Raw genomic sequence first — 6,853 nt, forward strand, 5'->3', positions numbered from 1 at the left:
GCCCAGACATCCCACTACACACAAACGGTTCGGAAAACGACATCCGCTCTATCGTGACAAAGCGCAAAATATCAGGCGGGACCATGAGCGACGCCGGAAAGGCCGCCCGAGATGCCATGCTCGGCCTGATGAAAACCTGCGCAAAGCTCAAGATCTCGTTCTACCGATTCCTTGGCGACCGCTTCACAGTCCAAGACGCTCCATACGTCCAAAAGCTACCAACCCTCGTCAGGCTCGCAGCAACGTAGCTGCACCGGAATGTGCCCCGGTTACGAAATAACTCCCAATTTTTCTGTTAAATCCTGAAAAGCGATGTGCAGACAAAGACTTACGCGAAACGGGAGTTGAGCCTTTATCTTGCCTTCACTGCGTACCCATTTTGTTCCGATTTTGATGTGGTGTTCAGTTGCCGCATTTTGTGCGTTGCACTCATCTCTCCGCGTTGTTTTGACGGGGGACTTCTCTTTGGTCTCGTCGGCGTGCATGTGTGGCGGTTTGGTATTGTGCCCGCCGATCCGGTCGCACTGATCGTGAACCTATGCCTAGTGCTGATCGCCCTGGTCTAATTTTTAGCTTCGTCTGGCGGCCCCACGTGAAGTCAAATCCCTAAGGCATAGGGCGCCTCACCTAGACAGGTGTGGCGCCCCTTTCGTTGGCCCTTAAGGTCGCGAGGTGAAGACAATCACGGCGACAAGGCGTCTGACCAGAGGCAAGGCCAGCAGCAGGGTCGGGAAAGCGATGACCCACGACATGCCCCACGCTGCCATCCAGCAGGACGCGAAATTGTGTGCAAGGCCTATGTTCTTAAACGTGGAAATGGCCGACACGACAAAAGTCATCATCACTGACAACAGCAGAGGCATGACAAGTGTGGCATATTTTGAGGGTAGTTTTGTAAGCTTCATCATTATCTCACTTGATGAGACGGGACCGTCTTTGGCTACGAGAACACCCCTCCAGCCCTTCGGACCAGAGTAACCCGGATCAAGACGATCCCGAGGTTAAGGTGCGTTGCCTGACGTTAGACGCTTACGATCGTGCTGAGACACGATAAGGAAGACTATCATGACTTAAATGATTTGTCACTTGCCATACGCCGGCGGACATATTGTCCTGTAACCTCAACAGCACCCCAGAGGGAAAAGGCAATGTCACAAGCTATAGAGACCGAGCTTCGTCGGCTTCGCAGAACAGTTAAAATTCTGACGGTCGTTGTATGCGCCCTGTGTATTCCCGTTCTGATCGCCGCAACGAAAGCCCCGCCGAAGGAAATAATCGCTCATACCATCCGCGTCGTCGACGACAAGGGCGTCACAAGAGCCGTGCTCGCGGGATCAGTGCCTGATCCTATTATTAATGGAAAGTCCCTGCCACGCATGGGACCGGCAGCCGGTTTGATTATATATGACCGAAAGGGGAATGAGCGCGGAGGCTACTTGACCTCTCTGTCCGATGAGGGCGTTCTGACATTGGACGGCGCACATGGGGGCGAGGTTTTCAAGGTAGTTGCGAACCCCGACGCGGGTGCGTCTCTGTTTCTGCCTCACGCCAACGGGGCCCTACTGGCGCTGACAACTTACCGGGGACAACCGGAATTACAAATGGTGGAAAAGGATGGAAGAGCGTTGATCACCTTGCCTGCCGACGCCCCTCCCATCCCTTGAATTTGGAGCTTTGGCTTTGCAAGGCGGTCCGGTTTGCCCTGCGGAAGGGTGGGGCGAACTTGGTCTGACTAGCCGGCCCTAAGCGCCTCACTGATACTGTCCGCAATACGGCTGGCGGCAACCTTGATCGGCGCATTGGCGAGGTGGGCGTAACGCGCCGTCGTTTGGACTTGGCTATGCCCTAGTAATTTACCGATCATCGGTAGTCCCTCGCCAAGAGCCAAAGCACCACTGGCGAAGGAATGGCGTAGATCGTGGATGCGGACGTCATGCAAGCCAGCCGCTGCGCGTATGCGCCGCCACGGGTGTTGCAGATCGGTGAGGGGCCGTCCGTCATTCTTGCCAGCGATGACATAGGGGTTGCTGTTGATGCGCTCGATTTTAAGCAGGACATCGACCACACTTTGCCCGATATGTACTATCTTCGCTCCGGTCTTGGAATCTGGCAGACGTAACTCATAGTCGGCCAGATAGACGTCGTCCCACATGAGCGTCATGATCTCGTTGAGCCGACAGCCGGTCAGCATGAGCAGTCGGATAGCGTTGATCGCCGAAGCCGTCTCCGTCTGCCCGTGTTCGGCTTCATGCAACGCCTGGCCTAACGCCTTGTACTCTTCCGCACTCAAGAAGCGGGCGCGCTTGCGTTCGGGATATTTTTTGACGTGCAGGCACGGATTGCTGCCGTCCGGGCGGATGTTCCACACCTCGGCCAGATTGAATAAGACTGACAGGACCCCCAAGGTGCGATTGGCCTGGTAGGGGATATGACTGAACGCGCCATGCAGTTCGGCGATGTCTGCCCGACCGATATCCGTCACCTTGCGCGACCCAATACGTGGGACAATGAACAGATCGACATTGCGCTGATATTCCGCTTGCGTCCGAGGCTTGCAGCGCACGGCGACGTGGTCACGCATGAAGCGTTCGCACAATGCCTTGACGGTCGGCGACTTACGCATCTGGTCGAGCTCGAACGCCGGATCACGGCCGTTCTTCGCTTCTGACAGGATATTGTACGCTCGGCTCCGGGCTTGTTCAGGGGACACCGGGCCATGTGGCCCAAGCGTGATAAAGCGCTGGCGTCCTTTGACCCGGCACTTGACCAGATAGACCTTATGACCGGTCGGCCAGATACGCAGGCCGAAGCCGCGCAGTTCGTCGTCCCACAGGCAATAGGTCTTGTCCTGGACGGCAGCGGACTCCACCGCGCGCTTGGTCAGTTTTGTCATGTCGTCAAACTCCCGCAGCTACCGCATAGCTACCACTTGAACGAAAAACAGGCGTGGACAGGAGCGTATCGCGATGGTGCAGAATGTCAATAAAGATAAGTTAAAACAACGAGCTACAGAACATTCGCGGACGGTGGCGGACGAAAAATGCGTCTTTTCAACTATCTCATAACCTGAAGGTCGTCAGTTCAAATCTGGCCCCCGCAACCAAACTTTTAATACAATAAAATCAATACGATAAAATTTCACTTGGATTTGTGTGGCGCCCGTTTGCACACGTTTGTTGTAAAGCCGATGGTATAGCGGAGCATAATTGTCTGATTATATTAGATTTAATTTCTAGCACACAATCGAAAGAAAAACCTGACGGTTGGCATGGCTAAGCGTCCAAAATCGACCGCCCAGTTTCTACAGATTGCAAATGGGTAGTCGCTCATCTGTCGGAGCAACAACTAAATCCGGCGATGACGCTGAAATCTCGGTTAGCATCCAGGCATTCTCCATCAAATCGACTTCAGATTTACCCGCTTTGATAATTCCTCAGCACTTTCCTTGCGCTCCGAATATCGGTCAACCAGGTAGTCGGCACAGTCGCGCGTCAGCAAAGTGAACTTCACCAGTTCCTCCATCACATCTACGATCCGGTCATAGTAGGATGACGGCTTCATTCGGTCGTTTTCGTCGAACTCTGTGAATGCCTTGGCCACAGACGACTGGTTCGGGATGGTGATCAGGCGCATCCAGCGGCCCAGCACCCGAAGCTGATTGACGGCGTTGAACGACTGAGAACCGCCGGACACCTGCATCACCGCCAGCGTCTTGCCCTGCGTCGGCCTTACCGATCCGAGCGTCAATGGTATCCAATCAATCTGGGCTTTTATGATACCGGTCATGGCGCCATGCCGTTCGGGTGAGCACCACACCATACCCTCAGACCATTGTACTAAGTCGCGCAATTCCTGAACTTTGGGATGACTCACATCCGCGTCGTCAGGAAGCGGCATGCCAGACGGGTTATAAATTCGCGTCTCGGCACCGAAGGCCTCAAGGATGCGCGCGGCCTCCTGTGTGGCCAGGCGGCTAAACGAGCGTTGGCGCACCGAACCGTAGAGCAGCAGGATACGTGGCGCATGACTCGAACGCGTCGGGTCTAGCAGCGAGGTCTCGTCGATGGCCTTGAAGCTGGGCGCCTCCATTTGCGGCATATCACTCAGATCAGACACGGTTGCCATCCGCATCAATCATCAGGCTGTCGTCTTCCTTGGTGAAAGGTCCCTTTGGCCAGTTTTCGAGCAAATCCAGCACCGTCTCGGATGGCCGGCATAGCTTCGTGCCCTTCGGTGCCACAACGAATGGCCGGTTCACCAGAACGGGTTCTTCTAGCATGGCCGCCAGCAGGCGCTCATCGCTGACGCCCGGTTCCATCAGTCCCAACTCCTTTGCCGGTGACTTCGTTTCACGCAAAGCCTGCCTTGGCGTCAGGCCTGCGTCCACAAACAGCGTCAGAAGCTGATCGAGCGACCAGCCGGTCTTCAGGTATTCAATGACTTCGGGCTTGTAGCCAGCGGCTTCAATGACCGCGAGGACATTGCGCGACGTCCCGCAATCGGGGTTATGGTAGATGGTAATCGTCATAGTTCGGCATCCGGATTGATAGGCTTGGCTGAGGCCTGTTCGGTCAACAACCAACTGAAAATAAGTACGCCCGCCAGAGCACCCACGCATTGCGCCGCGATAAACAGCGGTGCAGATGACGGGGCAATGCCGGCGAAAGTGTTCGACAGGCTGCGCGCAATGGTCACCGCCGGATTGGCGAATGATGTCGAGGCCGTGAACCAATAGGCGGAAGTGATGTACAGGCCGACGGCGACTGGCGTAAATTCGTGTTTGAAGCGGATCGTGCCAAAGATGGTCGCCATCAGACCAAACGTGGCCACGGCTTCGGAAAATGCCAAAGCCGGTCCGTCCCTAAGTTTGGTTGAGACCTGTAGGATGGCATCGCCGAACATGGCGTGCGCCATCCACACGCCCAGGATGGCTCCCAGCACCTGCACCACGATGTAGGCAATGGCCAGGCTGAAGGACATGTCCCGCCGCGCCGCAAACGCCAGGGTCACGACCGGGTTGAAGTGCGCGCCAGAGATCGGCCCAAAGATGGTGATGAGCACGACAAGACCCGCGCCCGTGGCAAGCGTATTGCCAAGCAAGGCGATGGCCGTGTTGCCGCCGGCCAGGGTCTCGCCCATGATGCCTGAACCGATGACAATCGCCAACAGGAGGGCCGTGCCCAAAAGTTCGGCAAATAGCTTACGCGACGTGGAAAACATGAGCCCCCATTAGTGTTTGATATCCGTCCAGTAGATTTCGACCTGAAGCTTGAGCGCATCCGGCAATGGCACATAGTCCAGGCTTAACGCGGCCTGCTGGCCATTCTCAAGCGCCCAGGCGAGCATTTCCAGCAATGCGCGATTTGCAGCATAGTTATTGGGCTTCTTCGGCAACAGTATCAATGTCGTTGCCGTAATGGGATACGCATCCTTGCCGGGCGCATCGGTCAGCACAAGGTAGAAGTCCTGATCCCTGCGCCACTGTGCGCCCTCGGCTGCCTTCTGGAAGGCCGCCACGCTAGGCTTGACGAAGTTGCCGGTCCGGTTCTGTACTAGTCCCCAGGTCAGTTTCTTCTGTGCGCAATAGGTGTATTCGACGTAGCCGATGGAATAGGGCGTCTGTTGCACAAGCTGGCCCACGCCATCATTGCCTTTGCCGCCTGTTCCGACAGGCCAGTTGACCAAAGTCCCTTCACCAACGCGGGCTTTCCACTCCGGGCTATATTTTGACAGGAAGTTGACCCAGTTGAAGGTGGTGCCGGAGCCATCCGAACGATGGACAACGTTGATCGTCTCATTCGGCAGGGGCAAACCCGCATTGATGGCCACCAAGGCCGCATCGTTCCATTTGGTGATCTTGCCAAGATAGATCGCCGCAAGAATCGGGCCGGTAAACTTCACCACCCCAAGCGGAACGCCGGGCAGATTGAAAACTGGCACCACGCCGCCGATGACGATGGGAAACTGTCCAAGGCCAGACTTCTTGAGTTCGGCAGATGGAAGCGGCATGTCCGAGGCGCCGAAATCCACCTTGTGCCCCTTGATCAATTCGATGCCGGCGCCAGAGCCTACACCCTGATAGTCGATTTTGGTTCCACCGTTTACCCGGAAGTCTGCCCTGTTGAAGGCTTCCGTCCATTTGGCGATGATCGGATAGGCAAAGGTCGATCCCGCCCCATGGACGATGGCGGGCTTTGGCAAGGCGCGAGCGCTACCGGCGGCAACCGTCAGGGCAAACGATCCCGTTAGCAGTCCACGACGTGTCCGCTTCTGCATGGTACATCCTCCTCGTTAACCTAATCGGAGACGACCTTGGCGGTCTCCGTCGCACCTTCCGATTCAGCCCCGATGCGATTGAGGGCTTGCTTCATGTCCTTGTTCGAAAGGCCGGCCGGCAAAGCCACCAGGGCGTCGATCCACACTTCCAATTGACGATACGCTTCGACAAAGCCAGCCTTGCGGGCAGAAGGATCTGCGGCCGCTGACGGATCTTCAATACCCCAATGCGCGGCCACCGGATGTCCGGGCCAGATCGGGCAGACCTCGCCCTTGGCGTTGTCGCAGACTGTGATGATGATATCTAGAGCATTTTGCGACCTGTTTGACTCTTGGGGTTTCCAAAAGACTCGAATAGTGATTCAAGCTGGAGGCCGCGGAGGAGGCGGCTTTCATGAGTCATGCCTATTCAGTCGATCTTCGCCAGCGCGTCGTTGATTACGTGCTGTCCGGTCATAGTTGCGCATCTGCGGGTGACCGTTTTGGTGTCAGCGAGTCAAGCGCGATCAAGTGGACGCGCCGTTATCGGGAGACGAAGGAGATAGCTCCTAAAAAGCTGGGTGGGGATCGGCGTTCA

10 protein-coding genes and 1 pseudogene are annotated in these 6,853 nt (G+C 56.1%); 4 read left to right on the forward strand and 7 right to left on the reverse strand.

The annotated features are described in order from the left end of the window. Both B060_RS0123030 and B060_RS0123035 read left to right on the forward strand, forming a co-directional pair. A pseudogene (locus B060_RS0123030) lies at positions 1-248 on the forward strand (hypothetical protein); the annotation flags it as partial. Between the two features lie 96 nt (positions 249-344). Then, a complete protein-coding gene (locus tag B060_RS0123035) occupies positions 345-566 on the forward strand; it encodes a hypothetical protein (RefSeq protein WP_155847986.1) in 222 nt (73 codons plus the stop codon). A 93-nt stretch (positions 567-659) separates the two neighbouring features. Here the strand turns inward: B060_RS0123035 and B060_RS0123040 are convergent, their stop codons facing one another. Next, entirely contained in the window at positions 660-908 is a 249-nt protein-coding gene (locus tag B060_RS0123040) for a DUF2798 domain-containing protein (protein ID WP_031221554.1), read from the reverse strand. A gap of 240 nt (positions 909-1,148) precedes the next feature. Between B060_RS0123040 and B060_RS27880 the strand changes: the two genes are divergently transcribed. Further along, positions 1,149-1,664 carry a hypothetical protein gene (locus tag B060_RS27880; RefSeq protein WP_018084151.1) on the forward strand — a complete coding sequence of 172 codons (516 nt, stop codon included), beginning with the start codon at positions 1,149-1,151 and terminating at the stop codon, positions 1,662-1,664. 68 nt (positions 1,665-1,732) lie between these two features. Here B060_RS27880 and B060_RS0123050 read toward each other — a convergent pair whose 3' ends face one another. The 6 genes from B060_RS0123050 to B060_RS28590 all read right to left on the reverse strand — a co-directional run bounded on the left by B060_RS0123050 (position 1,733) and on the right by B060_RS28590 (position 6,515). After that, entirely contained in the window at positions 1,733-2,893 is a 1,161-nt protein-coding gene (locus B060_RS0123050; RefSeq protein ID WP_018084152.1) for a site-specific integrase, read from the reverse strand. 503 nt (positions 2,894-3,396) lie between these two features. Then, entirely contained in the window at positions 3,397-4,089 is a 693-nt protein-coding gene (gene arsH, locus B060_RS0123055) for an arsenical resistance protein ArsH (protein ID WP_155847987.1), read from the reverse strand. 19 nt (positions 4,090-4,108) lie between these two features. Beyond that, on the reverse strand, positions 4,109-4,528 hold the full coding sequence (arsC, locus tag B060_RS0123060; protein ID WP_018084154.1) for an arsenate reductase (glutaredoxin): 420 nt from the start codon (positions 4,526-4,528) through the stop codon (positions 4,109-4,111). Then, positions 4,525-5,220 (reverse strand): MIP/aquaporin family protein, encoded by a 696-nt coding sequence (locus B060_RS0123065; RefSeq protein WP_018084155.1) that lies wholly within the window; start codon positions 5,218-5,220, stop codon positions 4,525-4,527. The genes arsC and B060_RS0123065 overlap by 4 nt, the downstream gene beginning before the upstream one ends. Positions 5,221-5,229: 9 nt before the next feature. Then, positions 5,230-6,276: a phosphate ABC transporter substrate-binding protein PstS gene (gene pstS, locus B060_RS0123070; protein ID WP_018084156.1), complete on the reverse strand. Its 1,047-nt coding sequence runs from the start codon at positions 6,274-6,276 to the stop codon at positions 5,230-5,232. Positions 6,277-6,296: 20 nt separating this feature from the next. Next, positions 6,297-6,515 (reverse strand): low molecular weight phosphatase family protein, encoded by a 219-nt coding sequence (locus B060_RS28590; RefSeq protein ID WP_018084157.1) that lies wholly within the window; start codon positions 6,513-6,515, stop codon positions 6,297-6,299. Positions 6,516-6,670: 155 nt separating this feature from the next. Here B060_RS28590 and B060_RS26940 point away from each other — a divergent pair. Beyond that, positions 6,671-6,853 (forward strand): helix-turn-helix domain-containing protein (locus B060_RS26940; protein ID WP_157405638.1); only part of this gene is annotated, 183 nt, incomplete at its 3' end.

The organism is Asticcacaulis benevestitus DSM 16100 = ATCC BAA-896, from assembly GCF_000376105.1.
Lineage (GTDB): Bacteria > Pseudomonadota > Alphaproteobacteria > Caulobacterales > Caulobacteraceae > Asticcacaulis > Asticcacaulis benevestitus.

Excerpts from the sequence above, each read along its gene's own strand:
- B060_RS0123050 (WP_018084152.1), bottom strand. The coding sequence starts at position 2,893 with ATGACAAAACTGACCAAGCGCGCGGTGGAGTCCGCTGCCGTCCAGGAC.
- B060_RS0123065 (WP_018084155.1), bottom strand. The coding sequence starts at position 5,220 with ATGTTTTCCACGTCGCGTAAGCTATTTGCCGAACTTTTGGGCACGGCC.
- B060_RS0123040 (WP_031221554.1), bottom strand. The coding sequence starts at position 908 with ATGATGAAGCTTACAAAACTACCCTCAAAATATGCCACACTTGTCATG.
- arsC (WP_018084154.1), bottom strand. The coding sequence starts at position 4,528 with ATGACGATTACCATCTACCATAACCCCGATTGCGGGACGTCGCGCAAT.
- pstS (WP_018084156.1), bottom strand. The coding sequence starts at position 6,276 with ATGCAGAAGCGGACACGTCGTGGACTGCTAACGGGATCGTTTGCCCTG.
- arsH (WP_155847987.1), bottom strand. The coding sequence starts at position 4,089 with ATGGAGGCGCCCAGCTTCAAGGCCATCGACGAGACCTCGCTGCTAGAC.
- B060_RS27880 (WP_018084151.1), top strand. The coding sequence starts at position 1,149 with ATGTCACAAGCTATAGAGACCGAGCTTCGTCGGCTTCGCAGAACAGTT.